At 56.7% G+C, this 26,166-nt stretch carries 23 protein-coding genes, 1 other RNA gene and 1 other annotated feature; of the genes, 10 read left to right on the top strand and 14 right to left on the bottom strand.

Annotated elements, in window-relative coordinates; genetic code table 11:
• Positions 1–26: 26 nt before the first annotated feature.
• Together ydiK and rprA are read left to right on the top strand one after the other, a co-directional pair.
• Positions 27–1,142 (top strand): AI-2E family transporter YdiK, encoded by a 1,116-nt coding sequence (gene ydiK, locus N2K86_RS09230; protein ID WP_221549758.1) that lies wholly within the window; start codon positions 27–29, stop codon positions 1,140–1,142.
• A gap of 209 nt (positions 1,143–1,351) precedes the next feature.
• Positions 1,352–1,459: antisense sRNA RprA (rprA, locus tag N2K86_RS09225), an RNA gene on the top strand.
• Between the two features lie 5 nt (positions 1,460–1,464).
• On the opposite strand, the gene N2K86_RS09220 is transcribed toward rprA, so the two are convergent.
• The 3 genes from N2K86_RS09220 to ppsA form a co-directional block, all read right to left on the bottom strand.
• Complete coding sequence (locus N2K86_RS09220; protein ID WP_260661246.1) at positions 1,465–3,840, bottom strand: glycoside hydrolase family 3 N-terminal domain-containing protein; 2,376 nt, start codon at positions 3,838–3,840, stop codon at positions 1,465–1,467.
• Between the two features lie 3 nt (positions 3,841–3,843).
• Entirely contained in the window at positions 3,844–5,244 is a 1,401-nt protein-coding gene (locus tag N2K86_RS09215; RefSeq protein WP_260661244.1) for an MFS transporter, read from the bottom strand.
• Positions 5,245–5,476: 232 nt separating this feature from the next.
• A complete protein-coding gene (gene ppsA / locus N2K86_RS09210) occupies positions 5,477–7,855 on the bottom strand; it encodes a phosphoenolpyruvate synthase (RefSeq protein ID WP_260661242.1) in 2,379 nt (792 codons plus the stop codon).
• A 335-nt stretch (positions 7,856–8,190) separates the two neighbouring features.
• Between ppsA and ppsR the strand changes: the two genes are divergently transcribed.
• The 8 genes from ppsR (at position 8,191) to N2K86_RS09170 (ending at position 16,316) form a co-directional block, all read left to right on the top strand.
• The gene (ppsR, locus tag N2K86_RS09205; protein ID WP_152084326.1) at positions 8,191–9,024 is read left to right on the top strand and encodes a posphoenolpyruvate synthetase regulatory kinase/phosphorylase PpsR; all 834 of its coding nucleotides are present in this window, start codon (positions 8,191–8,193) and stop codon (positions 9,022–9,024) included.
• A gap of 152 nt (positions 9,025–9,176) precedes the next feature.
• On the top strand, positions 9,177–10,223 hold the full coding sequence (aroH, locus tag N2K86_RS09200; protein WP_260661240.1) for a 3-deoxy-7-phosphoheptulonate synthase AroH: 1,047 nt from the start codon (positions 9,177–9,179) through the stop codon (positions 10,221–10,223).
• Between the two features lie 208 nt (positions 10,224–10,431).
• Entirely contained in the window at positions 10,432–10,620 is a 189-nt protein-coding gene (hemP, locus tag N2K86_RS09195; protein WP_010426061.1) for a hemin uptake protein HemP, read from the top strand.
• A gap of 76 nt (positions 10,621–10,696) precedes the next feature.
• The gene (locus tag N2K86_RS09190; RefSeq protein ID WP_260661239.1) at positions 10,697–12,682 is read left to right on the top strand and encodes a TonB-dependent hemoglobin/transferrin/lactoferrin family receptor; all 1,986 of its coding nucleotides are present in this window, start codon (positions 10,697–10,699) and stop codon (positions 12,680–12,682) included.
• 23 nt (positions 12,683–12,705) lie between these two features.
• Positions 12,706–13,734 carry a hematinate-forming heme oxygenase ChuS gene (gene chuS, locus N2K86_RS09185; protein ID WP_260661238.1) on the top strand — a complete coding sequence of 343 codons (1,029 nt, stop codon included), beginning with the start codon at positions 12,706–12,708 and terminating at the stop codon, positions 13,732–13,734.
• Positions 13,731–14,552, top strand: coding sequence for a heme/hemin ABC transporter substrate-binding protein (locus N2K86_RS09180; protein WP_260661237.1), 822 nt, complete (start codon positions 13,731–13,733; stop codon positions 14,550–14,552). The genes chuS and N2K86_RS09180 overlap by 4 nt, the downstream gene beginning before the upstream one ends.
• On the top strand, positions 14,552–15,544 hold the full coding sequence (locus N2K86_RS09175) for a FecCD family ABC transporter permease (protein WP_260661236.1): 993 nt from the start codon (positions 14,552–14,554) through the stop codon (positions 15,542–15,544). Before N2K86_RS09180 ends, N2K86_RS09175 begins: the two co-directional genes overlap by 1 nt.
• Positions 15,537–16,316 carry a heme ABC transporter ATP-binding protein gene (locus N2K86_RS09170; RefSeq protein ID WP_260661235.1) on the top strand — a complete coding sequence of 260 codons (780 nt, stop codon included), beginning with the start codon at positions 15,537–15,539 and terminating at the stop codon, positions 16,314–16,316. Before N2K86_RS09175 ends, N2K86_RS09170 begins: the two co-directional genes overlap by 8 nt.
• On the opposite strand, the gene selO is transcribed toward N2K86_RS09170, so the two are convergent.
• From selO to rplT, 11 genes are all read right to left on the bottom strand, one after another.
• A complete protein-coding gene (selO, locus tag N2K86_RS09165) occupies positions 16,313–17,755 on the bottom strand; it encodes a protein adenylyltransferase SelO (RefSeq protein ID WP_260661233.1) in 1,443 nt (480 codons plus the stop codon). The two genes, N2K86_RS09170 and selO, sit on opposite strands and share 4 nt — an antisense overlap.
• A gap of 64 nt (positions 17,756–17,819) precedes the next feature.
• Positions 17,820–18,530: an EAL domain-containing protein gene (locus tag N2K86_RS09160; protein ID WP_042714871.1), complete on the bottom strand. Its 711-nt coding sequence runs from the start codon at positions 18,528–18,530 to the stop codon at positions 17,820–17,822.
• A gap of 293 nt (positions 18,531–18,823) precedes the next feature.
• Positions 18,824–19,288 (bottom strand): C40 family peptidase, encoded by a 465-nt coding sequence (locus N2K86_RS09155; protein ID WP_108416813.1) that lies wholly within the window; start codon positions 19,286–19,288, stop codon positions 18,824–18,826.
• 73 nt (positions 19,289–19,361) lie between these two features.
• A complete protein-coding gene (btuD, locus tag N2K86_RS09150) occupies positions 19,362–20,117 on the bottom strand; it encodes a vitamin B12 ABC transporter ATP-binding protein BtuD (protein ID WP_260661231.1) in 756 nt (251 codons plus the stop codon).
• Positions 20,117–20,668, bottom strand: coding sequence for a glutathione peroxidase (locus tag N2K86_RS09145; protein WP_260661230.1), 552 nt, complete (start codon positions 20,666–20,668; stop codon positions 20,117–20,119). The genes btuD and N2K86_RS09145 overlap by 1 nt, the downstream gene beginning before the upstream one ends.
• Positions 20,669–20,701: 33 nt before the next feature.
• Positions 20,702–21,682: a vitamin B12 ABC transporter permease BtuC gene (gene btuC, locus N2K86_RS09140; protein ID WP_260661229.1), complete on the bottom strand. Its 981-nt coding sequence runs from the start codon at positions 21,680–21,682 to the stop codon at positions 20,702–20,704.
• 103 nt (positions 21,683–21,785) lie between these two features.
• The gene (gene ihfA, locus N2K86_RS09135; RefSeq protein ID WP_003857805.1) at positions 21,786–22,085 is read right to left on the bottom strand and encodes an integration host factor subunit alpha; all 300 of its coding nucleotides are present in this window, start codon (positions 22,083–22,085) and stop codon (positions 21,786–21,788) included.
• Positions 22,086–22,089: 4 nt separating this feature from the next.
• Positions 22,090–24,477 carry a phenylalanine--tRNA ligase subunit beta gene (gene pheT / locus N2K86_RS09130; protein ID WP_260661228.1) on the bottom strand — a complete coding sequence of 796 codons (2,388 nt, stop codon included), beginning with the start codon at positions 24,475–24,477 and terminating at the stop codon, positions 22,090–22,092.
• Between the two features lie 15 nt (positions 24,478–24,492).
• Entirely contained in the window at positions 24,493–25,476 is a 984-nt protein-coding gene (gene pheS / locus N2K86_RS09125) for a phenylalanine--tRNA ligase subunit alpha (RefSeq protein WP_032650942.1), read from the bottom strand.
• A gap of 62 nt (positions 25,477–25,538) precedes the next feature.
• Positions 25,539–25,663, bottom strand: a sequence feature (Phe leader region).
• Positions 25,614–25,658 (bottom strand): pheST operon leader peptide PheM, encoded by a 45-nt coding sequence (gene pheM / locus N2K86_RS09120; protein WP_001386830.1) that lies wholly within the window; start codon positions 25,656–25,658, stop codon positions 25,614–25,616. Its footprint overlaps the feature before it by 45 nt.
• 117 nt (positions 25,664–25,780) lie before the next feature.
• Positions 25,781–26,137 carry a 50S ribosomal protein L20 gene (gene rplT, locus N2K86_RS09115; protein WP_000124850.1) on the bottom strand — a complete coding sequence of 119 codons (357 nt, stop codon included), beginning with the start codon at positions 26,135–26,137 and terminating at the stop codon, positions 25,781–25,783.
• Positions 26,138–26,166: the final 29 nt, after the last annotated feature.

Raw genomic sequence — 26,166 nt, 5'->3', positions numbered from 1 at the left:
GTGTTCATTTAAGGAAAGTTGCATTTATGGTCAATCTTCGTCAGCCCAGGGATGTTGCGCAAATTTTGCTGTCAGTGCTGTTTTTAGCCCTGATGATTATTGCGTGTCTGTGGATTGTTCAACCCTTCGTGCTTGGCTTTGCGTGGGCCGCTACCGTTGTCGTCGCCACCTGGCCTCTCTTATTACGGCTGCAGAAACTGCTGTTTGGCCGCCGTGGCCTGGCGGTACTGGTCATGACGCTGCTGCTGTTCATGCTGTTTATTATTCCGATTGCCCTACTGGTAAATAGTCTCGTCGACTCCAGTGGCCCGGTGATCCGTGCCGCCACCAGCGGAGATCTGACGTTGCCGGATCTCGCGTGGCTTAACAGCATTCCACTGGTCGGCGCGAAACTCTACAGCGGCTGGCACAGCCTGCTGGAGATGGGCGGCAGCGCGCTGATCGCGAAAGTGCGGCCGTATATTGGCACCACCACCACCTGGTTTGTCGGTCAGGCGGCGCACATTGGCCGCTTTATGATGCACTGTGCCCTGATGCTGGTCTTTAGCGCGCTCCTGTACTGGCGCGGTGAGCAGGTTGCCCTGGGGGTGCGTCATTTTGCCACCCGACTGGCGGGTAAACGCGGCGATGCCGCCGTGCTGCTGGCTGCGCAAGCCGTTCGTGCCGTTGCGCTGGGCGTGGTGGTAACCGCGCTGGTGCAGGCGGTGCTGGGCGGTATCGGTCTGGCGATTTCCGGCGTACCGTACGCCACCGTGTTCACCGTGGTCATGCTGATGACCTGCCTTGCGCAACTGGGGCCATTGCTGGTGCTGGTTCCCAGCATTATCTGGCTTTACTGGACGGGTGATACCACCTGGGGAACGGTGCTGCTGGTCTGGAGCTGCGTGGTCGGCACCATGGACAACGTCATTCGCCCGATCCTGATCCGCATGGGGGCTGATTTGCCGTTGATTCTGATCCTGTCAGGCGTTATCGGCGGGTTAATCGCGTTTGGGATGATCGGCCTCTTTATTGGCCCGGTGCTGCTCGCAGTAACATGGCGTCTCTTCTCGGCCTGGGTGCATGAAGTTCCCCCTCCGGGAACGGACCCGGATGTGATCCTGAGCGAACTGGAAGAGCTGGAAGAGAAGAACACGCAGTAAGCCTTTTGGCCGGGTGGCGCTAACGCTTACCCGGCCTACATGCTTTCGTACAATACTTAAATGCTGCTAAAGTATTTATTCATTACTCACTGGTCAGACCCTCCATTTCAGCAGTAAGTCCGCTGTTAACCTCAAGAAATCTTTACGTCTCTTTAACTATTGAGACGAATCTGATCGACGCTAAAAGCCGACATGCCTACTATTAGGACACGGTTATAAATCAACACCTTGATTTATAAGCATGGAAATCCCCTGAGTGAAACAACGAATTGCTGTGTGTAGTCTTTGCCCATCTCCCACGATGGGCTTTTTTTTATCCTGACTACGCGTGTTTAACCTGACAGGTACTGAGCATCCGCCACTCACCAGGCAGCACCCGCGTCTCTCCGGTGACATTGACCGTCACCGTCTCGCGAATATCCGCCGATGAAGCGCCAATCTGTAGCTCAAACTCACCTGGCTCGACGATGCGTTTCCCGTCCCGACGGGTGAAGTTGAACATGTCCACCGGTAAGGTAAAGGTGAGCGTGGCGGTTTCACCCGGCGAAAGCGTGACGCGCTGGAAGGCTTTCAGCTCCTGAAGCGGCCGCACCTGGGTGGCGATCTTATCCCTGACGTAAACCTGCACGACTTCGCTGCCGCTGCGTTCCCCGGTATTCGTCACGTCAATACTGAACGCTACCTCGCCTTCAACCGGCACGCGGCTTTCAGCCAGGCGCGCCGCGCCCCAGCTAAACGACGTCCAGCCGAGGCCGAAACCAAACGGATAGCGGGCACCGAAATGGAACGCGAACGGCGTACCCCCGCTTTTCAGCTTGTGGTTGTAGTAGTACGGCATTGCGCCAGCGCTTTTTGGTACGCTGACGACCAGCCTACCCTGCGGCTCGGCGCGTCCGGTCAGCACATCGGCAATCGCACACCCCCCTTCCTGCCCGGGTTCCCAGGCCATCATCAGGGCCGCGACCTTATCTTCCAGGCCCTGAAGGTTGTACGGACGCCCGCCGGTCATCACGACGATGACCGGTTTACCGGTGGCGACCAGCGCTTCCAGCAGCTGTTGCTGCACGCCAGGCAGATTCAGTGAGTCAGTATCTGAGCCTTCACCCACGGTGCCGCTCTGGAACAGCCCGGCGAGATCGCCGACGCAGGCCACCACCACGTCACTCTCCTGCGCGACGTTTACCGCCTCGGGGATAAGTGCGGTGCTCAGTGAAACCGGCGACTGCTGCATGGGTTTACCGCCGCTGTCGCCGGGGAAGACCGGCGCGCCTGCCATCCGTTTTTCAATGATGTGGCACCCTTTGGCATAGCGCACGTTCGATGCGCCAAGATAGTGTTCCAGCGCCGCGCGCGGGGTCGTCACCTGCGACGTCTCTTCGACCATGTCGCTGATGATCAGGTGCACCGGGAAGCTGTAGCCGCTCAGCAAGGCCAGCGGATCGTCTGCCGTCGGGCCGACCAGCGCCACGCGAGGTTTTCCGCCGAGGGGCAAGATGCCATTGTTTTCCAGAAGCGTGATCGACTTTGTCGCGACATCCCGCGCCACCTGCCGGGTCGTCTCATTTTGCAGATCGCTGCCCTGCACATCGGCATAGGGACGCTCAAACAGGCCAAGGCGGAATTTTTCCGTCAGCGTACGCGCCACGATCTCATCCACTTTCGCCATAGAAATCAGTCCACGCTCTACCGCTTCCGCCAGATGGCGCGCGCAGTCGTCTTTCGGCAGCTCAACGTCCAGCCCGGCGTTAAAGGCCAGCGCGGCGGACTCCGCTGCATCGTGGGATATTCCGTGATGCTGATGCAGCAGGCTGACGCCGCCGTAATCCGCCACGACGATCCCGTCAAAGCCCCACTGTTCACGCAGGACGGTGGTAAGGAGGAAGCCGTCGCTGTGCCCCGGCTGATTATCAATATCGTGGTAGGCGGGCATGACCGAACCGGCATTTGCCAGTTTCACCGCCATTTCAAACGGCAGCAGGAAGGTATCGTTCAGCTCGCTAAACCCGAGGTGCACCGGCGCGTGGTTGCGCGCCCCTTCGCTGAACGAGTGGCCAACGTAATGTTTCAGGGTCGCCAGCAGGTCGCGTTTATCACCCTGTAATCCTCTGACGTAGGCGGTCGCCATCACCCCCACCAGCCAGGGATCTTCGCCGAAGGTCTCTTCGGTACGCCCCCAGCGCACGTCGCGGGAAACATCCAGCACCGGAGCCAGCCCCTGCTGACAGCCGACGGATCGCGCCTCTTTGCCGATCTGCTCCGCCGCGCGCTGCACCAGCTCCGGGTCCCAGGTCGAACCATAGTTCAACGAGGACGGGAACAGCGTGGCGTCTTTGCACAGTAAACCCACCAGACACTCCTCGTGGAACAGCGCCGGAATGCCGAGCCGCGTCTCTTCCATCATCATTCGCTGGAGTCGATTCGCCGCGCGCACGCCGGTTTTCGCATCAACGATGTGGGTGCCGAGCGGACGCGTGATCTGCCCCACACCCAGTTTCAGCCGTTCGCTGAGCGAGGCCTGCTCGCTCAAGCCCGCGAACTCATCGCTCAAATCACTGCGCTCCCGGTGATTGCCATTTTCATCGAGGATCAGCCAGTACGCGTGCATCTGGGCAAACTTCTCTTCTGGAGTCATACGCGCCAGTAAATCGGCAACGCGCTCGTGTACCGGACGTTCCGCGTCCTTATAGATAGCCGTCATATTTTACTCCTGTATTGCAGAATGGGTTGCCGGGCTGAGCTGCCCCGCGTCGGGACGCACATCACGCTTGCCAGCGAGTTCACGGGCAATGGAATCCACCAGCCGACTGTTGAGTTTGTAAATGGAAAGAAGCGCCACCATGCAAAGGAACAGCGCGCAAGGGATGAGGGTGAAAAGTGCGTTGATGGTCGAGAGTACGTGCGGCGCCTGGGTTGCCTGGCCCGGCGCGTAATCCACCATGCCAAGCACCCAGCCGACCACCGCCCCGCCCAGCGCCAGGCCAAACTTGATGGCAAACAGCGCGGTAGAGAAGACCAGACCGTCCAGACGGCGGCCGCTGCGATGCTCTTCATAATCCACCACGTCCGAGAACATGGTCCACTGGAGTGGCGTGGTCAGGTTTTGAATAAAGCTAAAAACGATGTTGACGCCGAATATCAGCCAGACCTGCGAAGGAGGAATGAAGAAAATCAGCGCGCCGAAAATCACGAAAGTCATAATGGTCCACTGATAGGCGCGAACGCGATCAAATTTTCCGAGCAGACGTTCAGATAATAATGCCCCGCTTAATGAAGCCACCATACCTGAAACAATAAAGGCAAAGACCAGCTCCGGGCGCAGCAGCACATAGTTGACGTAATACATGGTTGCAGAGCCACGCGTCACGACCGCCGTTAACAGCAAAATATTAAACACGAAAACAATTCGCCACTGGCTGTTTTTGGCCAGCAGTTTTAAATCCGTCACCATGGAGCCGGAGGTATCATTTCGTGGCGAATAACGCTCGCGGGTCATCAGGAAGCAGCAGAAGAATAAAACAATACCCAGCAGCCCCATCAGGCTCATGGCATAGAAATAGCCTTTCTGTACGTTACCTTGCCCCAGCTGTGACACCAGCGGCAGGGCAATCACCGTCACGATCAGCCCGCCGATAAACGACAACCCAAAGCGCCAGGATTGCAGAGAGTGACGTTCGCGCGGATCCAGCGTCAGCGCGCCCGGCATGGCGCAGTAAGGCACGTTAATTGCCGAGTAGATAAGGCTCAGAACGGCGTAAGTCACGCAGGCATAGACAATTTTCCCGGTCGGCCCGACGTCCGGCACATAGAAGGTAATCAGACAGCTGACGCCAAACGGTATGGCAAACCACAGCAGCCAGGGGCGAAAACGACCGTGGCGCGTTTGCGTGCGGTCGACGAGTGCACCAATGCAGGGATCGATAAATGCATCGACCACGCGCACCACTAAAAACATGGTGCCCATAATCGCGGCGGGCAAACCAAAAACGTCCGTATAAAAATAGGCGAGAAATAACGTCGCCGTTTGCCAGACCAGCGCGCTGGCCATATCGCCTAAGCCATAACCTATTTTATCTTTCGTACGTAATACAGAGGAGATTGTCATTGTTATTTGCCTTTTTATCAGGTTAAAACGTATTTCAACCAGTTGCGCATCATCCTTTGGAGATGCGCAGTAAGGCTCAAGTATTAGCAACGCTTTGCGCGCTAACAATTGTCTAAATTAACAGACAAATTATGATATTTGGTTTTTTGTTTTATTTGTGATGGGGAGCATATTTGGGCGGAAATAAAAAAGGCGAGGAAATATCTCCTCGCCTTTATCCGTTTTTAAGCGGTTACTTATTCAATTCTGCCAGGCTCAGCCAGGTTTGCACCACGGTGTCAGGGTTCAGGGAGAGACTATCAATCCCCTCTTCCATCAGCCAGGCAGCAAAGTCTTCATGGTCGGACGGACCCTGACCGCAGATCCCGACGTATTTCCCCTGCTTCTTCGCCGCGCGGATGGACATCGAGAGCAGCGCTTTCACCGCCTCGTTACGCTCGTCGAACAGTTCAGAGACCACGCCGGAGTCGCGGTCCAGACCCAGCGTCAGCTGCGTCATGTCGTTCGAGCCGATAGAGAAGCCGTCGAAGTGTTCCAGGAACTGCTCGGCCAAGAGGGCGTTGGATGGGATCTCACACATCATGATGATCTTCAGCCCGTTCTCGCCGCGCTTCAGCCCCTGACGCGCCAGCTCGTCCACCACCGCTTTCGCCTGGTCCACGGTACGCACGAACGGGATCATGATCTCCACGTTGGTCAGCCCCATGTCGTTGCGCACGCGTTTCACCGCGTCACACTCCAGCGCGAAGCAGTCGCGGAAGCTGTCGGACACGTAGCGTCCGGCCCCGCGGAAGCCCAGCATCGGGTTCTCTTCTTCCGGCTCGTAGCGCTCGCCGCCCACCAGGTTGGCGTATTCGTTAGACTTAAAGTCTGACAGACGCACAATCACGCGTTTCGGATAGAACGCCGCACCCAGCGTCGCGATCCCTTCGGTCAGACGGCCGACGTAGAACTCTCTTGGTGAGTCGTAGCCTTTCATCATCTCGCGGATTTCGTTCTGCAGTTTCGGATCCTGGTCATCAAACTCCAGCAGCGCGCGCGGGTGAACGCCGATCATACGGTTGATGATAAATTCCAGACGCGCCAGGCCTACGCCTTCGTTCGGCAGGCAGGCAAAGTCAAACGCGCGGTCCGGGTTACCGACGTTCATCATGATCTTCAGCGGCAGGTCGGGCATGGTATCCACGCTGGAGCTCTTCACGCTGAAGTCGAGAATATCGGCGTACACGTAGCCGGTATCGCCTTCGGCACAGGAGACGGTCACGTTCTGCCCGTCTTTCATGCGCTCGGTCGCGTCACCGCAGCCGACAACCGCAGGAATACCCAGCTCGCGGGCGATGATCGCCGCGTGACAGGTACGACCGCCGCGGTTGGTGACGATGGCCGCCGCTTTCTTCATGATCGGTTCCCAGTCCGGGTCGGTCATGTCGGTCACCAGCACGTCGCCCGGCTCAATGCGGTTCATCTCGCTGATGTCGTGGATCACTTTCACCGGACCGGCACCGATGCGGTGACCGATAGCGCGGCCTTCCGCCACGATTTTGCCCTGGGCGTGCAGCGTATAACGCTCCATCACCTGGCCACGAGAGCGGACGGTTTCCGGACGCGCCTGCACGATAAACAGCTTGCCGGTGTTACCGTCTTTCGCCCATTCGATATCCATCGGACGGCCGTAGTGTTTTTCGATCTGCACCGCCTGCTTCGCCAGCTCTTCCACTTCGGCGTCGGTCAGGGAGAAGCGGTCGCGCTGCTCCTGCGGCACATCTTCAATCTTGACCTGCTTGCCATGCTCCTGGGTTGGGGCATAGATCATGCGAATTTTTTTCGAGCCCATGGTGCGGCGCACCACTGCCGGACGGTTAGCCGCCAGCGTAGGCTTGTGGACGTAGAATTCGTCAGGGTTTACCGCGCCCTGCACCACCATCTCACCCAGGCCCCACGCGGAGGTGATAAACACCACCTGGTCAAAACCGGATTCGGTATCAATGGAGAACATCACGCCGGAAGAACCTACGTCCGAGCGCACCATACGCTGCACGCCGGCGGAGAGCGCCACGCCGCGATGGTCGTAACCCTGGTGCACGCGGTAGGAGATGGCGCGGTCATTAAACAGGGAAGCAAACACGTGCTTCACCGCCACCAGCACCGCATCGTAACCCTGAACGTTCAGGAAGGTTTCCTGTTGTCCGGCGAACGAGGCATCGGGCATATCTTCTGCGGTTGCAGAAGAACGCACGGCAAAGGATGCCTGCGCGTCGTCTGCAGAGAGCTGGTTGTACGCGTCGTGAATGGCTTTTTCCAGTTCCGGCTGGAAAGGTGTGTCGATGATCCACTGGCGGATCTGTGACCCGGCTTTGGCAAGCTCGGTGACGTCATCAATATCCGTTTTATCCAGCAGGTCGTAAATGCGCTGGTTAACACCGCTCTGGTCTAAAAACAGGTTAAAGGCATCGGCGGTGGTGGCAAACCCGTTTGGTACGGAAACACCCATACCGGACAGATTTGTAATCATTTCACCCAGGGAGGCATTTTTGCCCCCAACTCTGTCTACATCATTCATGCCGAGTTGGTTATACCAAAGCACCAGCGGTGACGAGCCATTGTTGGACATCGAAACAATCCTTTTGTGATATTTGATCGGAGTAAGAAACACCTGACTACGTATTTATACTGGCATATTTACTTCAGCTAAAAAAACGGTGAATCGTGTAAGCAATTTAAATTTTCAACTTTTCGGATACTTTCCCATCACTCGCTAAACCGATGATTCCTATATATTCAGCCAAAAACCACAAAAATAAAGTCGCTATTTGAAAAGTGAAATCCACTTTTCAGGAAAATCAAAAACACCGTTTCATTTATAATTAGGACAAGTTCTTTGCTGTCTAATTTACTTTTTTAATTTATGCTTTCAGGCAATTAGGTCTGATATTCAGGGTGGATAAAATGGATAATGCTGTCGATCGCCACGTTTTTTATATTTCTGATGGTACGGCGATCACCGCCGAGGTGCTGGGCCACGCGGTGATGTCGCAATTTCCCGTTTCGATTAACAGCATCACGCTGCCCTTTGTGGAAAATGAGAGCCGCGCCAAAGCGGTGAAAGACCAGATTGACGCCATCTTCCAGCAGACCGGCGTGCGCCCGCTGGTGTTCTACTCGATTGTTATCCCGGAAATTCGTAACATCATTCTGCAAAGTGAAGGCTTCTGCCAGGACATCGTGCAGGCGCTGGTGGCTCCGCTCCAGAGCGAGTTGAAGCTTGACCCGACGCCCATCGCCCACCGTACACACGGGCTTAACCCCGGCAACCTGACCAAGTACGATGCGCGTATCGCCGCCATTGACTACACCCTCGCCCATGACGACGGGATCTCGCTGCGTAATCTCGACCAGGCGCAGGTGATCCTGCTGGGCGTGTCGCGCTGCGGCAAAACCCCGACCAGCCTCTATCTGGCGATGCAGTTTGGCATTCGCGCCGCAAACTACCCGTTTATTGCCGACGATATGGATAACCTGGTGCTGCCCGCCGCCCTTAAGCCACTGCAGCACAAGCTGTTCGGCCTGACGATCAACCCGGAGCGCCTCGCCGCCATCCGCGAAGAGCGCCGCGAGAACAGCCGCTACGCCTCCATGCGCCAGTGCCGGATGGAAGTTTCCGAGGTTGAAGCGCTGTACCGCAAAAACCAGATCCCGTGGCTGAACAGCACTAACTACTCGGTAGAAGAGATCGCCACCAAAATCCTCGACATCATGGGGCTGAATCGCCGCATGTACTAATATGCTAGTACATTAGCTCGGATTCAGATATCATCACCTGCACAAACGGGGCGCTGTCGCCCCGAACTTGAAATCAGCAGGGATTGGTTTAAGGTGATGCCCATCACTTCCCGGTAGTCTGCCGATGAAGCACAAAAATTCTGAGACATTCCATGAATAAAACCGACGAACTCCGCACTGCGCGCATTGATAGCCTGGTGACTCCGGCTGAACTGGCCCAGCGGCACCCCGTTTCCGCAGGCGTTGCGGAACACGTGACGGCCTCCCGCCGCCGCATTGAAAAAATCCTGAACGGTGAAGACAAGCGCCTTCTGGTGGTGATTGGCCCCTGCTCCATTCACGACCTGGATGCAGCGATGGACTATGCAAAACGTCTTCAGGGGATGCGTGAGAAGTATCAGCATCGCCTTGAGATCGTCATGCGCACCTACTTTGAAAAACCACGCACCGTGGTGGGCTGGAAGGGACTGATTTCCGATCCTGACCTCAACGGCAGCTATCGCGTGAACCACGGTATTGAGCTGGCGCGGAAACTGCTTTTACAGGTCAACGAGCTGGGCGTTCCGACGGCGACCGAGTTTCTCGATATGGTGACCGGGCAGTTTATCGCCGATCTGATTAGCTGGGGCGCAATTGGCGCACGCACTACCGAAAGCCAGATCCACCGTGAGATGGCCTCCGCCCTCTCCTGTCCGGTTGGCTTTAAAAACGGGACCGATGGCAACACACGAATTGCGGTCGACGCGATCCGCGCCTCGCGTGCCAGCCATATGTTCCTGTCGCCGGATAAGAGCGGTCACATGACCATCTACCAGACCAGCGGTAATCCGTACGGGCATATCATTATGCGTGGCGGCAAAAAACCGAACTATCATGCGCAAGATATCGCAGCAGCCTGCGAAACGCTGGCCGAGTTCGACCTGCCGGAACACCTGGTGGTGGATTTCAGCCACGGCAACTGCCAGAAGCAGCATCGCCGCCAGCTGGATGTCTGCGATGAGATCTGCCAGCAGATCCGCAGCGGCTCCACCGCCGTGGCAGGCATTATGGCGGAAAGCTTCCTCAAAGAAGGCACGCAGAAAATCGTTACCGGACAGCAGATGGTTTACGGTCAGTCGATCACCGACCCGTGCCTGAGCTGGGAAGACAGCGAGCTGCTGCTGGAAAAGCTGGCTGCAGCCGTGGACACACGCTTTTAAAATCTTGCCGGGTGGCGCTGCGCTTACCCGGCCTACGGTTCGTGCCCTTCTCCCTCTCCCTGTGGGTTGAGGGGCGGGGTGAGGGCATGAGACCGCACCTCCCCCAAATTTGATCCCGTCACACAATTTTCACAAAAACGCTTGCCGTGAATTTGCAGTTTATTGATAATGATTATCATTGTTACATTGATTGTTATTTATAAACATTATGTCACGTACGGATAACAGCGCGGCAACGCCAATAAAAACACACACAGCGCCTTCCCCCACCTCCACCGATCGCCGTATCGATAGCAAAACTCTGCTCGGTGATGAGGGGCGGGTCATTATCGAGCATGACGGCCAGCACTATCTTCTGCGCCAGACCCATGCCGGAAAACTGATCCTGACTAAATAAACAACACGATAATTTCGCCAGCCACCCAGGTGATCCCCAGGCAGCCAGCGCTTTTCAATTCTTATGGAGAGTTGCTATGCCACACCTGCATTCCACGTCTTTACGTCCGTCACTTCTGGCGCTGGCGATTGTCAGCACCCTGCCGGGGGCTGCGTTTGCCGCCGCAGACGACATCACCGTAACCGCCACCGGCAACGCCCGCAGCGCCTTTGAGGCGCCGATGATGGTCAGCGTCATTGACGCCACCGCCCCGGAAAACCAGACCGCCAGCTCTGCCGCCGACCTGCTGCGCAAGGTCCCCGGTCTGACGCTGGACGGCACCGGCCGTACGAATGGTCAGGACGTTAACCTGCGCGGTTACGACCGTCGCGGCGTGCTGGTACTGGTCGACGGCGTGCGTCAGGGAACCGATACCGGCCACCTCAACAGCACCTTCCTCGACCCGGCGCTGATCAAACGTATCGAAGTGGTGCGCGGTCCTTCCGCTCTGCTGTACGGCAGCGGCGCGTTGGGCGGCGTGATTTCCTATGACACCGCCGATGCCAAGGATCTGCTCGAGCCGGGCAAGAACAGCGGTTACCGCGTGTTTGGTACCGGCGCGACGGGCGATCACAGTATTGGAATGGGTGCCAGCGCCTATGGCCGCACCGATACGCTGGATGGTCTGGTCTCCTGGTCCAGCCGCGATCGCGGTGATATTCGCCAGAGTGACGGTGCAACGGCGCCTAACGACGAATCCATTAATAACATGCTGGCAAAGGGGAGCTGGAAAATCGACCCGGCTCAAACCCTGAGCGGCTCCCTGCGCTACTACAACAACGACGCGCAGGAGCCGAAAAACCCGCAAACCACCGACGCGTCCGACAGCAGTAATCCGATGACCGACCGCTCCACCATCCAGCGTGATGCGCAGCTTGGCTACCACATTGCCCCGGAAGATAACGACTGGCTGAACGCCGATGCAAAAGTCTACTGGTCCGAAGCGCGCATTAACGCCCAGAACGTTGACGGCACCGGCGAGTTCCGCAAACAGACCACCAAAGGTGGCAAAGTGGAAAACCGCACTCGTCTGTTCAGCGACTCCTTTGCGTCTCATCTCCTCACCTACGGCGGCGAATACTATCGTCAGGAGCAACGCCCCGGCGGTGCGACAACTGGCTTCCCGAATGCCAAAATCGATTTCAGTTCCGGCTGGCTGCAGGATGAGATCACCCTGCGCGATCTGCCCGTGACCCTGCTGGGCGGTACGCGCTACGACAATTATCGCGGCAGCAGCGAGGGTTACGACGATGTGGATGCCGATAAGTGGTCATCCCGCGCCGGGTTAACCGTCAGCCCAACCGACTGGTTGATGCTGTTCGGCTCTTATGCGCAGGCCTTCCGCGCGCCGACCATGGGCGAGATGTATAACGATGCGAAACACTTCTCCATCGGCAGCTTCTACACCAACTACTGGGTCCCCAACCCGAACCTGCGCCCGGAAACCAACAAAACCCAGGAGTTCGGTTTTGGTCTGCGCTTTGACGATCTGATGCTTGCCAACGATGCGCTGGAGTTTAAGGCCAGCTATTTCGATACCAAAGCAAAAGACTACATCTCCACCACCGTCGATTTTGCCGCGGCGACCACCATGTCCTATAACGTCCCCGACGCTAAAATCTGGGGCTGGGACGTGATGGCGAAATACTCCGCCGACCTGTTCAACCTCGACGTGGCCTACAACCGTACGCGCGGCAAAGACACTAACACCGGCGAGTATATCTCCAGCATTAACCCGGACACCGTCACCAGCAAGCTGGATGTCCCGGTGGCGCAAAGCGGATTCTCCGTCGGCTGGATCGGTACTTTTGTCGATCGCTCAACGCATATCAGCAGCAGCTACAGTAAACAGCCGGGCTATGCGGTCAATGATTTCTACGTCAGCTATAAAGGTCAGGAACAACTCAAAGGCGTGACTACCACGCTGGTGCTGGGCAACGCCTTCGACAAAGAATACTGGTCACCGCAGGGGATCCCGCAGGACGGTCGTAACGGTAAGATTTTCGTGAGTTATCAATGGTAACGAATATTGAGAAGGAAGAGACAATGAATCACTACACACGCTGGCTTGAGTTAAAAGAAGACAATCCAGGTAAATACGCGCGTGACATCGCAGGGTTAATGAACATCAGCGAAGCGGAGCTAACCTTTGCCCGCGTGGGTCACGACGCCTGGCGACTGCACGGTGAAATCCGCGAGATTTTAGGCGCGCTGGAAGCCGTGGGCGAAACCAAGTGTATCTGCCGCAACGAATACGCCGTACATGAGCAGGTCGGGAGCTTTACCAACCAGCACCTGAACGGCCACGCCGGGCTGGTGCTGAACCCGCGCGCGCTGGATCTGCGCCTGTTCCTCAACCAGTGGGCGAGCGTGTTTCACATCAGCGAAACCACCGCACGCGGTGAACGCCAGAGCATTCAGTTCTTCGATCATCAGGGCGACGCCCTGCTGAAGGTGTATACCACAGACAATACCGACGTATCAGCCTGGGGCGACGTGTTGACCCGTTTTATCTTTGCCGACAACCCGCCGCTGGAGCTGAAGACTGCCGATGCCCCGGCCCACGCTGAAAATGCAGATGCAACTCTGGTAGATAAAGAGTGGCGCGCCATGACCGACGTTCATCAGTTCTTCAGCCTGTTGAAACGCCATAACCTCAGCCGCCAGCAGGCGTTTCGTCTGGTGGGCGACGACCTCGCCTGCAACGTTGAGAACAGCGCGCTGGCGCAGCTACTGGAAACGGCACGTCAGGACGGTAACGAAATCATGGTCTTCGTGGGCAACCGCGGCTGCGTGCAGATCTTCACGGGCGCGGTGGAAAAAGTCGTACCGATGAAAGGCTGGCTGAACATCTTTAACTCCTCCTTTACGCTGCATCTGCTGGAAGAGACCATCGCTGAGAGCTGGGTGACGCGCAAGCCGACCGCAGATGGCCACGTCACCAGCCTGGAGCTGTTTGCCGCCGACGGTACGCAAATCGCCCAGCTGTATGGTCAGCGTACGGAAGGCGAACCGGAGCAGAGCCAGTGGCGCAGCCAGATTGATGCCCTGACGCCAAAAGGGATGGCCGCATGAAAAGCTGGCTTGCCCTGCTGAGCGCCCTGCCTCTGGTGGCGTTTGCCGCTACGCAGGAGAGAATTGTCACCCTCGGCGGCGACGTCACGGAGATCGTTTATGCCCTTGGCGCGCAGTCTTCTCTGGTCGCGCGCGACAGCACCAGCCAGTGGCCGCAGGCGGCGAACGACCTGCCTGACGTGGGCTATCTGCGCCAGCTTAATGCGGAGGGGATTTTGTCCGTGCGTCCCACGCTGGTGCTGGCAAGCGCTCAGGCTCAGCCCTCTCTGGCGCTGAAGCAGGTTGAGCAGAGCCGCGTCAGGGTAGTCACCGTTCCCGCCAGTAACGACCTGAGCGATATTGACGAGAAAGTCCGGACGATAGCTGAAGCAACGCACCAGCAGGCGCAGGGAGAAATCCTGCGCAAAACGCTACGTGCGGAGCTGGCCGCACTGCCTGGGTCGTCGCTGAACAAGCGGGTGCTGTTTATTCTTAACCACGGCGGGATGACCGCCATGGCTGCCGGACAGCAGACCGGCGCGGATGCCGCCATCCGTGCGGCGGGTTTACAGAACGCAATGCAGGGATTTTCCCGCTATCAGCCGCTGTCGCAGGAGGGCGTGATCGCCACCCAACCCGATCTGGTGGTGATTTCGCAGGACGGCGTGCGGGCGCTGGGCGGTGAAGAAAATCTGTGGGCGCTGCCGGGTCTGGCGCAAACGCCTGCGGGGCGGAACAGGCAGGTGCTGGCGATTGATGATATGGCGCTGCTGGGCTTTAGCGTGCGAACGCCAAAAGCGATCCAGCAGCTGCGTGCCAAAGCGGAGCGACTCCCCTGATGTCCCGAAGGGTTACGGTTTCGCTGTGGCTGCTGGCTGCCCTGCTCTCCTTCCTGACGTTCATGGCCACCGGCTTTGGTGCGTTGCGCCTGCCGGTCAGCCTGCTGTGGAACGGTAGCGACGAGGCGCTGCGTCAAATCTGGCTCACGATCCGCCTGCCTCGCGTGCTGCTGGCGCTGGTCATCGGCGGGTCGCTGGCGTTGGCAGGGTGTGTGATGCAAGGACTGTTTCGCAATCCCCTGGCGGATCCGGGTTTGCTCGGCATTAGCAGCGGCGCGGCGCTGGCGGTTGCGCTGTGGGTCGTACTTCCGCTCTCGTTACCTGCCCTGGTGATGCTCTATGCCCCGATGCTGGCGGCCTTTCTCGGCGCGCTGGCAGCTACCGTTGCGATCTTCCTGCTCAGCCAGCAGCGTAACAGCTCCCTGTCACGTCTGTTACTGGTTGGTATTGCGATAAACGCCTTGTGTGGCGCGGCGGTCGGCGTCCTCTCCTGGGTGAGTAACGATGCGCAGCTTCGCCAGCTTTCGCTCTGGGGAATGGGCAGCCTCGGTCAGGCGCAGTGGTCTACACTGCTGGCCGTCACCTCGCTGATGGTGCCCACCGTTCTGGTTATCTGGCGGCTGGCGAACGCGCTCAACGTGCTGCAACTGGGTGATGAGGAAGCGCACTACCTGGGTGTGGATGTCGCCGTCGTACAGCGGATCCTGCTGCTGTGCAGTGCCCTGCTGGTTGCTGCCGCAGTGGCGGTCAGCGGCGTGATCGGCTTTGTGGGGCTGGTGGTGCCGCATCTGATGCGTATGTGGCTGGGCGCGGATCACCGGGCCGCGATCCCCGGTTCGGTCCTCGCCGGTGCTTCGCTGCTGTTGGTTGCGGATACGGCCGCGCGAACGCTGGTCGCGCCAGCAGAAATGCCGGTCGGTTTACTGACCAGCCTTCTTGGCGCGCCCTGGTTTCTCTGGCTTATCTTCCGTCGTGGAGGGCAACATGGCTGACCGCTATTGCGCTGAAAATATTGTTTTTCAGGCGGGAGGACGCACGATAATCAACGACATTTCGCTGTCGTTGTCGCAGGGTGAACTGACTGCGTTAATTGGCCCGAACGGTGCCGGGAAATCGACGTTATTACGGCTGTTAACGGGTTATCTCAAGCCAGCCAGCGGGCACTGTCTTCTGGCGGGTAAAACCCTCAGCGCATGGCGTCCGGACGCGCTTTCCCGCCAGCGGGCGGTGATGCGACAAAACACGCAGCTGGGATTTGACTGGCCAGTGGAGGCCGTTATCGGCATGGGTCGGGCCCCCTGGACGCGCACGCCTGAAGCGGCAGTTATTCAGGAAATCATGCGGATCACCGAATGTTTACCGCTTGCCGGAAGGCAATTTGCAGCGCTTTCCGGTGGCGAACAGCAGCGTGTCCAGCTTGCGCGCGCGCTGGCGCAGCTCTGGTGCGACGGTGCTCCGCGCGGCTGGCTGTTCCTGGATGAACCCACCTCCGCGCTGGATCTCTACCATCAGCAGTATCTGCTGCGGCTGTTGAGATCGCTGACCCGTCAAAAGGATCTGCACGTCTGCGTGGTGCTGCACGATCTCAATCTGGCGGCGCTGTGGGCAGACAGGATCCTGCTGCTGCATAACGGCAGGCTGGTCGCCGGAGGCACACCGGAGGCCGTCCTGCAGGCCGATGCGCTGGCTCACTGGTATGGCGCTCAGGTGCACGTGGGTCAACATCCGGCTCACGCTGCGCCGCAGGTGTTTCTCGCCCCCTAGCTTGAGCAGCTCACCTCCAGCCGCTTGCCCCAGTCAGGCGGGCGGCTGACATAATCATCGTCCCGGTCGGCAAACGGCGTGCGCAACGCCACATGCAGGCGGTGTAGCTCGTCGTACTGCCCCTGCTCTGCCTGCTCAATTGCCCGCTGCGCCAGCCAGTTGCGCAACACCATTGCGGGGTTCGCGGCCTTCATCTTCCCCTGGCGAGTCGCATCGTCCACCTGCTCCTGCTGAAGCCGCGAGCGGTAGAGCGTGAACCAGTCGTCAAACGCCTGCCTGTCGATAAACTCATCGCGCAGCGGTGATGCCGCACTGTTCTGCTCCGTCTGGCTCAGCATCCGGAAGGTGCGGGTGTAGTCGCTCCCTTCCCGCGCCATCAGTGCAAACAAGGTGTTCAGTAATTCGTTATCGCCCTTCTCCTGGGTCAGCAGGCCCAGCTTGTTGCGCATCAGCGCCCCATACTCCCGCAGCAGGACCTCCTGATAGCCGTCGAGCGCATCGTTCAGGGCATCGACCTCAATAAAAGGCGACAGGCTTTGCGCAAGGCGTTGTAGATTCCACAACCCTACAGCAGGCTGATTATCAAAACTGTAGCGTCCCTGATAGTCCGAATGGTTGCAGATGTAACCCGGCTGGTAATCATCAAGGAAGCCATAGGGACCGTAATCGAAGGTGAGTCCCAGAAGGGACATGTTATCGGTATTCATGACCCCGTGTGCAAACCCGACGGTCTGCCAGCGGGCAATCATTGAGGCGGTACGGGCGACGATATCGCGGAACCAGAGAACGTGCTTATCCGCTTCGCCCTGCAGATGCGGCCAGTGGCGGCGAATGGCATAGTCTGCAAGCTGTCGGACTTTTTCCGGCTCGCGACGATAGTAAAAGTGTTCAAAATGACCAAAGCGCAGATGGCTTTCAGCAATACGGACCAGCATTGCCCCCTGCTCCATCGTCTCACGCGCAACCGGCGTGTCGCTGGTAACAATCGACAGCGCGCGCGTGGTAGGGATCCCCAGCGCATGCATGGCTTCCGACGCCAGGCTTTCACGGATCGTTGAGCGCAGCACCGCGCGTCCATCTCCCATACGTGAGTAAGGTGTCAGACCCGCACCTTTCAGATGCCAGTCGACCGTTTGCCCGTCAGGTCGTTGTTGTTCCCCTAGCAGGATCCCCCTGCCATCACCCAGTTGCCCCGCCCAGACGCCAAACTGGTGGCCACTGTAGACCTGAGCCAGGGGTTGCATGCCCGGCAAAAGCGTTTCGCCGCCCCAGACGCCAGCCCCTTTTGCAGGCTGGAACAGGTCAGGCGGGATCGCCAGTTCGTCAGCCAGCGGCGCGTTATGCCAGATAAGGCGGGAATGGTGTAACGGTGTAGGTTTGAGTGCGGTATAGAAGCCAGGCAACTCGTCATGCCAGTGTGCAGTAAAAGACAGGGTCATAGGTCCTCCTGCTTTTAGTGTAGAGGGTTTAGCGGGTCTTAAACACGGGCGAAGAGAAGGGTTATCATTGAACGAGCGTTGTCACCTGCTCTGCCGGTACGGCAGGCCAGAGACTTCCCTGCATTGCGCCAAAATTAAACGTTAACACACGCTGCAACAGGCTGTGATCGTCAATCCCGGATACCATAACCGACTGACAGTGTGGGGTGATTTGCCAGAGAATGGCTCGCATAAAGGGCTCAAAAGAAAGCGCTGCAGCCCGCTGCTGGATAAAACCTTTGTCCAGTATTACGCGTTTAAACAAACCATCATAAACCGCTTTGAGAGATGCCGCACCTGCGCCAAAGTTTGTCAGCACTAAAGGAAAATGGATTGCCATTCTCGCCAGGTTCAGATCATCTTTTCCATTATTTAAACCTGGATAGTTCTCATTAACAGTAAATTCAAGAAAAGGATAGCGCTCAAGTAATGAAACAGCATTTCCATTAGTTAATAAAAACTCAACTATTACAGGTGTAATATTGATCCATGCAATTAACTGGTGCTGAATAAAGAACAGTTTACAGGTGTCGAGCAATTGCAGTTTCTCTTGAAACAGCGCTAACTCTTCTGCGGGTGAAAGACGCGGGATAACCAGTTCAGTAGGGATCCTCACTTCCGTGTCAACGCCAGCAAAGTTAACAACAAGCTCTAAACCTTTAAGCTCCCCGGCGCTATTACGCGCAGGCTGCAGCAAAAGTTCAGACTTGTAGGCATTATCTAGCGTTATAATCATTGCACTCGCCCCGCATTAAAGATGAGAGAGGACATCCTGGAGCAATTGACGACACAATTCCACTGTCTTGATTTTAATAAGATTAATTTCATCAGTTCCGTAATATTTTTCAGATTTATCCCTGAATCTAAATTAATCTTATCCTGGTTGCTGTGTAATAGCCAGTTTTAGATAAAACAGATACATCTGGACATAACTAATTCTTCGTAAATTTAACTTTAATCATCTTATATGATTAAAAGCGGCATAGTTATTAGTTACCCTGCCGCCAGCGTTAAGCCGTCAGGACGCGACTAAATACGCCGCGCCTGCCAGAAATTTTTACGCCAGTACACATTATCAAGCGAAGAGCGCATCACCCCACGGCTGGTCGAAGCATGTATAAACTGGTTATCCGTATCGTAAATGCCAACATGAAGACCACTTTCACCCGAACCGGTTTTGAAAAAGACCAGGTCTCCAGGCAGTAACTCATCTTTGTCGATTTCCGTGCCTATTTCAGCTTGCTTACGCGTTTCACGCGGAAGCTGCAAATCAAACTTATCGCGGAAGGTCATCAGGACAAAACCAGAACAGTCCACGCCGCCGCGGCTCATACCGCCGTAGCGATAAGGCGTGCCGCGCCAGTTGCTTAACTGGTCGTTCAGGCTGGCAATCACGGTGATTGAATCCGAGAGCCGGGCGTTAGGGGGTGGCGCACGATGGCTACTGCATCCCGCAAGAAAGAGCGCCGCCACAAAGAGAAACCAGAATCGCATGTCCAGACGAATCCTCTGTTTTTTTATTCTTTTTGTAATTTAGCGTGCAATCAGGCTACCAGGCAAGAAACGGTTACTCTTGCGCGGTAGAAATCAGCATCTTATGCCCTTCTATGTCCAGCCTGCGGAACGACATATTGTACGCGCGGGCGAGATTTGGGGGCGTAAGGACCTGGTCACGCGCGCCGCTGGCAATTATTTTGCCTCGCGACAGCAGCCAGACCCTGTGGGCATGACGCAGCGTGTGGTTAAGGTCATGACTGCTCATGACGACGGCTATCCCCTGACGGGACAACCCGCTTAGCAAGGTATCCAGCGCCGCCTGCTGGGCGACATCCAGACCGCTCATCGGCTCGTCCAGAAGCAGCAAGCGTCCGTGAGGATTTCCTGCCGGATGGATCTGAAGGATAACCGCGGCCAGACGCACACGCTGCCACTCCCCACCGGAGAGCCGGCTGGCGTGACGGGTGAGTTTATCGTCTAACCCTAACGCCGTCGCGACATCCGAGAGCAGCGTGGCGCTGTTTTTATCATGCAGATGCAGCATCAGATAGTGCCAGACCGGCATTGCAAACGGTGGCACCTGCTGCTGAACTAAATAGCTACGCCGATGTGCCAGCGATACCGGTGACAAGTCGGCAAGGGCGTGCCCCTGCAGCACGATCTCGCCCGGACCAGAGGACAGCCCCGCCATACGTGCCAGCAGTGTGCTTTTTCCAGCCCCATTTGGCCCAACAAGATGCAGGATTTCTCCGGCATTGATAGCTCCGGTTACCGGCTCCAGACGTCCCTTATCGGCGACGTCCGTGAGCTGCATCAGCAACGTCATTATTTCGCCAGCGCCAGCTTGATAGACTCCATGACGATCGGATCTTCAGGCGTCATATCCGGTGAGAAACGCTGGACAACCTGGCCGTCGCGACCAATCAGGAATTTTTCAAAATTCCACAGAATATCGTCAGGATAGAGCGGCGCACGCCCTTTGCTTGCCATACGTTCATAGAAGCCGCTGCCCTCTGGCGCCACGGCGGTCGGCGCTGCGGCTACCAGCTTCGCATACAGCGGGTGGCGGTCTTCACCGTTGACGTCGATCTTGCTGAAGAGCGGGAACGTCACGCCATAGGTGGTGCTGCAGAAGGTTTTAATTTCCTCTTCGCTGCCCGGCTCCTGACCCAGAAATTGGTTGCACGGGAAGCCCAGTACGATGAAACCGTCTTTCTCCCAGGCTTTATGAATGTTCTCCAGCTGTTCGTACTGCGGCGTCAGGCCACATTTAGATGCCACGTTGACGATGAGCAGCACGTTGCCCTTGTAGCCTTCCAGCGTGGTTTTCTTGCCGTCAATGGTGGTCACTTCGGTATTCAGAATATCAGTCTGCATAGCATTCCCTCAGGTTGTCTTACGGGTAGTGATTTAACGTCCAGCTTTTAAGAGTAGCCAGATAAATACCGGCGCGCCCAGCGTAGCGGTCACGACACCAATCGGCAGTTCGGCTGCGCTCAGGGCGAGTCGGGCGATGATGTCAGCCACCAGCAGCGTTGCCGCCCCGGCAACCGCCGAGGCAGGAAGTAAAGTCCGATGGTCGGTAATACCGCACAGACGCAACATGTGTGGGATAACCAGCCCGATAAAACCAATCGCCCCCGCCAGCGCCACGCTCACCCCCACCATCCAGCCAATGGCAATCACCAGCGCGTTGCGCCAGAAGCTCATCGGCATGCCGAGCTGGCGAGCCGACGTTTCGCCGAGCGCGAGAATATTCAGCGGCTGTGCCTGAAAAGAGGTCCACAGTATGACCGGGATCAGCAGCGCCATCAGCCAGCCCTGCCGCCAGTCGACGCCACCGAATCCGCCCATCATCCAGTACATCAACTGGCGCAAATCGAACGACGTTGAAAAATAGACCGCCCAGGTCATTAACGCGCTGCAGATGATCCCCAGCGCCACCCCGGCAAGCAGCAGCCGACTGGTCGATAAATGCCGTCTGGCAAAACGCAGAAGAATGATGGTTATCAGCAAGGCACCGAGAATAGCGCTAAAGCTAATGCTCCACGCTGAGAGTGCCCCGCCCCCCAGCATGACAGCCGCAATCAGCCCCACGCCAGCCCCATTCGACACGCCAAGCAGCCCGGGCTCCGCCAGCGGATTTTCAAACAGGGCCTGCATAATGGTGCCGCACAGTGCAAGCGCGGCCCCCACCAGGATCACCGCCAGCGTGCGCGGCAGGCGTATTTGCCAGACGAAAAGCTGGCCATCGGGACCCAACCAGCTTTCCGGCCCCAGCCACCTGTCGCCCGCGCACAGGCTAACGACAGCGGCCACAATGAGCAGCAGCGCAAGCAGAAGCAGGCGACGTCGATCGGAACGGTGCTGGCGATGGGCAAAATCAAGCATGGGTATGGTTTTAGTCACGTGAGATGTAATTGATTTTACGGCGGGTTTGCAGAATAGCGCAAAGAAAAAAGGCCGCTATTGCGGCCTTTTTAGTTAGTTCATATTACTCTGCTTTAGGCGTTGCGTTTTCGACACGGCTTTTTAACTTCTGGCCGGGTCTGAAGGTCACCACGCGGCGGGCTGTAATGGGAATATCTTCCCCCGTCTTCGGGTTGCGACCCGGACGTTGGTTTTTGTCTCGCAAATCAAAATTGCCAAAACCGGAGAGTTTTACCTGCTCACCATTTTCCAGAGCACGACGGATCTCTTCGAAAAACAGCTCTACCAGCTCTTTGGCATCCCGTTTGCTAAGCCCAAGCTTATCAAACAGATATTCTGACATTTCAGCTTTTGTAAGCGCCATAGGTTCAATCCCTCAATGATGCCTGGAATCGCTCTTTTAATGCCTCTACACATCTGGCAACGGTAGCGGCAATCTCCTCTTCTTCGAGTGTACGGCTGGTATCCTGAAGGATAAGGCTAATAGCGAGGCTCTTGAAACCTTCTGCTACGCCCTTGCCGCGGTACACGTCAAATAAGTTTACGCCAACTACCTGATTTACGCCAACTTTCTTACATTCGGCCAAAATATCTGCTGCGGGCACGTTTTCAGCGACAACAACCGCGATATCACGGCGGTTCGCCGGGAAGCGTGAGACGTCCTGCGCCTGAGGAATGACGCGGTCTGCGACCGGGTTCCACTCCAGCTCGAACACGATGGTACGGCCATTCAGGTCCAGCTTACGCTCCAGCTCCGGATGAACAACTCCAATGAAACCAACGCGTTTACCGTCTAAATAAATTGCCGCGCTCTGGCCTGGATGCAGAGCTGGATTCGCTTCTGCTCGGAATTCAATTTCAGATAATTTACCGGTCAGATCGAGAATTGCTTCCAGATCGCCCTTCATATCGTAGAAATCAACCGTACCTTTTGCCAGATCCCAGTGCTCTTCATAGCGGTTACCGCTGATGGCGCCAGCCAGCATGAGATCCTGACGGATGCCTAAATTTGCCTGATTATCCGGTACAAAGCGCAAACCGCTTTCGAAAATACGCACACGGTTTTGCTGGCGATTCTGGTTGTACACGATAGTGCCGAGCAGGCCGGTCCACAAGGACAAACGCATCGCGGACATCTCGCTGGAGATCGGGCTTGGCAGGATCAGCGCTTCCTGGCCCGGGTGGATCAGCTGCTGCAGCTTAGGATCAACAAAGCTGTAGGTGATCACTTCCTGATAGCCTTTGTCGTTGAGCATGGTTTTCACACGCTTCAGAGACAGGTCGGCTTCACGGTGGGTACCCATCACCAGACCCGCCTGTACCGGCTCGTCAGGGATGTTGTTGTAGCCGTAAACGCGGGCCACCTCTTCCACCAGATCTTCTTCAATTTCCATGTCAAAACGCCATGATGGCGCAACGGCTTTCCACTCGTCCTGGCCTTCGGTCACTTCACAGCCCAGACGGGTGAGAATGTCGGTAACCTGTGCATCGGCAACGTGGTGACCAATCAGGCGATCCAGCTTGCTGCGGCGCAGGGTAATAGTGGCACGCTTAGGCAGCGTCGCTTCGTTGGTCACGTCGATAACCGGACCCGCTTCGCCGCCGCAGATGTCGATCAGCAGGCGCGTCGCACGTTCCATCGCCTTGTACTGCAGAGCCGGGTCAACGCCGCGCTCGTAGCGGTGAGAGGCATCGGTATGCAGACCGTGGCGGCGCGCGCGGCCAGTGATGGAGAGCGGGCTGAAGAACGCGCATTCCAGCAGAACATTTTGCGTTTCATCGTTCACGCCAGAGTGTTCACCCCCGAAGATACCGCCCATTGCCAGCGCTTTGCTGTGATCCGCAATCACCAGGGTGTCGGCGTTCAGTTTGGCTTCGCTGCCGTCCAGCAGAACCAGGGTTTCGCCCTCTTTCGCCATGCGCACAACGATGCCGCCGTCGATACGATCTTTATCAAACGCGTGCATCGGCTGGCCCAGCTCCAGCAGAACGTAGTTGGTCACGTCAACCACGGCGTCGATAGAGCGGATACCGCAGCGGCGCAGCTTCTCTTTCATCCACAGCGGGGTTTGCGCTTTAACGTTAATGCCTTTCACCACACGACCGAGGTAGCGCGGGCAAGCATCCGCAGCCTCAACCTGAATTGGCAGCACGTCACTGATGGTCGCTTCTACCGGCGCAATGTCCGGCGCGTTCAGTTCGGTCTGGTTCAGCACGGCAACGTCGCGCGCCACGCCGATGATACCTAAGCAGTCGGCACGGTTTGGCGTGACGCTGATTTCGATGGTGTTGTCGTCAAGCTTCAGGTATTCACGGATATCGGTGCCGATTGGCGCATCCAGCGGCAGCTCAATGATACCGTTGTGATCGTCTGAAATGCCCAGCTCGGAAAAGGAGCACAGCATGCCTTCAGACGGCTCGCCGCGCAGCTTAGCCGCTTTAATTTTGAAATCGCCCGGCAGCACTGCACCGACGGTCGCCACGGCCACCTTAAGCCCCTGACGGCAGTTTGGCGCGCCGCAGACGATATCCAGCAGACGTTCACCGCCCACGTTCACTTTCGTCACACGCAGTTTGTCGGCGTTAGGGTGCTGGCCGCACTCGACCACTTCACCCACCACCACGCCGGTAAAAGCACCCGAGACAGGATCGACGCCATCAACTTCCAGACCCGCCATGGTGATCTGGTTAGAAAGTGCTTCGCTGTCGAGCGTCGTGTTCACCCATTCGCGTAACCACAGTTCACTGAATTTCATTGTTCTGTCCTGCCCTTATTTAAACTGTTTGAGGAAACGCAGATCGTTTTCGAAGAATGCACGTAAGTCGGTCACGCCGTAGCGCAGCATGGTCAGACGCTCCATGCCCATACCGAAGGCGAAGCCGGAGTACACTTCCGGATCGATACCCACGTTGCGCAGCACGTTTGGATGCACCATGCCGCAGCCCAGCACTTCCAGCCATTTGCCGTTTTTGCCCATCACGTCAACTTCCGCAGACGGTTCGGTGAACGGGAAGTAGGACGGACGGAAACGAACCTGCAGATCTTCCTCAAAGAAGTTGTTCAGGAAATCGTGCAGCGTGCCCTTCAGATTGGTGAAGCTGATGTTTTTATCGACAATCAGCCCTTCCATCTGGTGGAACATTGGGGTGTGGGTCTGATCGTAGTCGTTACGATAGACGCGGCCTGGCGCGATAATGCGGATTGGCGGCTCCTGATCCTTCATGGTACGGATCTGAACGCCGGAGGTCTGGGTACGCAGCAGACGCGTAGCATCGAACCAGAAAGTGTCGTGGTCAGCGCGTGCCGGATGATGGCCAGGAATGTTCAGGGCATCGAAGTTATGATAATCATCTTCAATTTCCGGGCCAGTCGCCACGGTAAAGCCGAGCTCACCGAAGAAACTTTCAATGCGATCAATGGTACGGGTTACCGGGTGCAGACCACCGTTTTCAATACGACGACCCGGCAGAGAAACGTCGATGGTTTCCGCCGCCAGACGCGCATTCAGCACCGCGCTTTCAAGTTCAGATTTACGCGCGTTCAGTGCCTGCTGTACCTGCTCTTTGGCTTCGTTAATCACCGCACCCGCTGCAGGGCGTTCTTCCGGCGGCAGCTCACGCAGGGTAGTCATTTGAAGGGTTAAATGCCCTTTCTTGCCCAGATATTCGACGCGGACATTGTCTAACGCGGCAACATCTGAGGCCTGGTTAATGGCGGCCGTTGCACTAGCAACCAGCTCTGCGAGATGTGACATGGTTTTCCTCATTATGTCGGTGCAGACACCGATTTGGTGGACTTATTCTCTCGAATTTAGACACAAAAAAAGCCTCCATTGGGAGGCTTATCTGGCGCTGTTTTTCGTTTCATCTTTCACGCGCTAGCCTCCTGAATTCAGGTGCTAAAGTAAAAGAAGAAGCGGAAAATAGCAGCATTCATGCTTGCGTTACCTTGTGTGGTAAAAACCGTGAAGACCTTATTGAAAAGCCTGGACGGGTAAAAGTCAATGTTCTGATGATGTTAAAACAAAAGAGGGAGCAAAGCCCCCTCTCTCAACTGGCTTATGCCAGTGCTGCTTTCGCTTTTTCGACCAGAGCGGTGAACGCTACTTTGTCGAATACTGCGATGTCAGCCAGGATCTTACGGTCGATTTCAACAGAGGCTTTTTTCAGGCCGTTGATGAATTTGCTGTAAGAAATACCGTTCTGACGTGCTGCTGCGTTGATACGCGCAATCCACAGTTGACGGAACTGACGCTTACGCTGACGACGGTCACGGTAAGCGTACTGACCTGCTTTGATAACAGCCTGGAAGGCAACGCGGTATACGCGTGAACGCGCACCGTAGTAGCCTTTAGCTTGTTTCAAAATTTTCTTGTGACGTGCACGTGCAATTACACCACGTTTTACGCGAGCCATATGTGCTCTCCTGTATCTATATTCTTAGT

The organism is Enterobacter mori (assembly GCF_025244905.1).
Lineage (GTDB): Bacteria > Pseudomonadota > Gammaproteobacteria > Enterobacterales > Enterobacteriaceae > Enterobacter > Enterobacter mori_A.
This window is presented reverse-complemented; position numbering and strand designations above follow the sequence as displayed.